The sequence below is a fragment of the Bacteroidota bacterium genome (assembly GCA_034723125.1).
Classification (GTDB): domain Bacteria; phylum Bacteroidota; class Bacteroidia; order CAILMK01; family JAAYUY01; genus JAYEOP01.
Genome location: JAYEOP010000335.1, coordinates 1 through 2565, shown reverse-complemented (window position 1 = coordinate 2565; position 2565 = coordinate 1). Strand labels below are relative to the sequence as shown.

Here is a 2565-nt window from a genome sequence, read left to right as displayed (position 1 = left end):
ATCACCCATTCCTTTCTTCAATTCCTAAAATTACCTTTAATTTTGCCAAAAATAAAAATTTTGAATTATGAAAAAAATATTCTTATTATTGGCAATAAGTGGTTTTGTAATGTTTTCTTGTACGCTTAAACTTAAAGACACTGAAGAAAAAACAGAAAAAGTTGAAAAATTTGATAAAGCAAAAAAAGATTCTATTGATTTTGTAAATGCAAATGGGGTGCTTACTCCTGAAATACTTTGGAAATTTGGTCGTGTTAGTGGAGTTCAGCTTTCACCCGATAACAAAACTATTCTTTTTGGTGTAAGCAAATATTGTTTGCACGCAAACAAAGGAAACCGCAACCTCTATACAATGAGTGTGAATGGAGGAGAAGTAACACAAATAACAGATTTTGAAGGCAATGAATGGAATGCTATTTGGAGACCTGATGGTAAAAAAATAGCTTTTATTTCTGCAAAAGATAGTAATGCTCAAATTTGGGAAATGAATGCTGATGGAAGGAACTGTAAGAAAGTTTCAAATATTGAAGGTGGAATAAATGGATTTAAATATTCGCCCGATATGCATCATATACTTTTTACAAAAGATGTAAAACTTGATATTTTACCGACAGAAAAATATAAAGACCTTCCTGAAACGAATGTAAAGATAATTGAAGAAATGATGTACTGTCATTGGAATCAGTGGCATGATTACAAATACAGTCATATTTTTGTTGCAAATTATAGTGATGGAAATGTTGGTAAATATATCGATATTATGAAAAGTGAAAGATATGATTCACCATTACAGCCATGGGGAGGAATGGAGCAAATTAGCTGGAGTAACAACAGCGATAAAATTGCCTATACTTGCAAAAAAATGACAGCGAAAGAATATACAGAATCTACCAACTCCGAAATATATATTTACAACCTTAAAACAAAAAAAACAGATAACTTTACAAAAGAAGGATTTCATGGCTACGATCGTTCAGCGGTTTTTTCTCCTGATGATAAAAAAATAGTATGGCAAAGCATGGCAGAAGATGGTTTTGAAGCCGACAAAGACAGAATTATTGTTGCTAACATTGAAACAGGTGAACATAAAGACATCACTATAGGTTTTGATCAAAGTTCATCAAATTTAAAATGGTCAAAAGACGGAAGTAAAATATATTTTATTAGCGGAACAAAAGCAACATATCAAATTTATAATATTGATGTAGAAACAAAAGATATAAGACAAATAACAAACGGCAGGCATAATTATCAATCCTATGCAGTTGCAGAAGACTTTATTATAGGTTCAAAAATGTCGATGTCAATGCCAACTGAAATATTTAAAATCAATAAAAAAGCAGGTACTGAAACTCAACTAAGCTTTACAAATGATTTTATTTATGAAAAAATAACAATGGGTAAAGTAGAAAAACGTTGGATAAAAACTACTGATAATAAAGATATGCTAACATGGATAATTTATCCACCAAATTTCGATTCTACAAAAAAATATCCTACATTACTTTATTGTCAGGGAGGACCTCAAAGTGCAGTAAGTCAATTTTTTAGTTTTAGATGGAATTTTCAAATAATGGCAGCTAACGATTATATAATTGTAGCACCTAACAGACGCGGATTACCAACATTCGGGCAGGCATGGAATAATCAAATTAGTGGTGATTACGGTGGGCAAAATATGAAAGATTACCTTAGTGCCATTGATGAAATGGCAAAAGAAAGTTACATTGATGAAAAAAATCTTGGTGCTATAGGTGCAAGTTATGGAGGTTATTCCGTTTACTGGCTTGCAGGACATCATGAAAATAGATTCAGTGCATTTATTTCTCATTGCGGAATTTATGATTTTATCAGTATGTACGGTTCTACCGAAGAATATTTCTTCGTGAATAAAGATTATGAAGGAGCTTACTGGGAAAATCCAAAACCAAAAAGTTATGAATTTTCACCTCATCTTGCAGTTGAAAAATGGAATACTCCTATCATGATGATTACAGGAGGAAATGATTTAAGAATTCCTTACACTCAAAGCCTTGAAGCTTTTAACTCGGCACAACTGAATAATGTTCCTTCAAAATTATTGTTTTTCCCCGAAGAATCTCATTTTGTGTTACAACCTCAAAATGCAGTTCTTTGGCAAAGAGAATTTTTTGCTTGGCTTGACAAATATTTGAAATAACTTTTTTATGCTTTTATTGATGAACTTTTTATACAAAAAATCAACTTATAAATATTTATTTTGGCTCTGGGTAGTTTTTATCCTTGTAGTTACTTTAATTCCAAAGATTAAAGCTCCCGAAATTGATATTGAAAAATTTGGTTTTAAAATTCATCTTGACTATGTGGTTCATTTCATTTTCTTTTTTGTGCTTACAACATTCTTTTTTTTATGGAAAGCTCATGAGTTCAAAAAAAGGAAATCTATCATTATTCTATTTGTTTTTTTGAGCATTCTTTATGCAACAGTAACAGAAATGTTACACTTATTTCTTCCCAATAGAACATTTAATATTCTGGATTTAATCCTTAACATTTCAGGAATTCTGTCAGCAATGCTTTTAATTT

General features: G+C 30.8%; 2 protein-coding genes. Both read left to right on the top strand.

The genetic code is table 11. The features are described 5' to 3' along the window. The first annotated feature begins 67 nt into the window (after positions 1–67). On the top strand, positions 68–2179 hold the full coding sequence (locus U9R42_09240; GenBank protein MEA3496204.1) for a S9 family peptidase: 2112 nt from the start codon (positions 68–70) through the stop codon (positions 2177–2179). Positions 2180–2186: 7 nt separating this feature from the next. Continuing rightward, on the top strand, positions 2187–2565 hold a 379-nt coding region (locus U9R42_09235; protein MEA3496203.1), incomplete at its 3' end, for a VanZ family protein.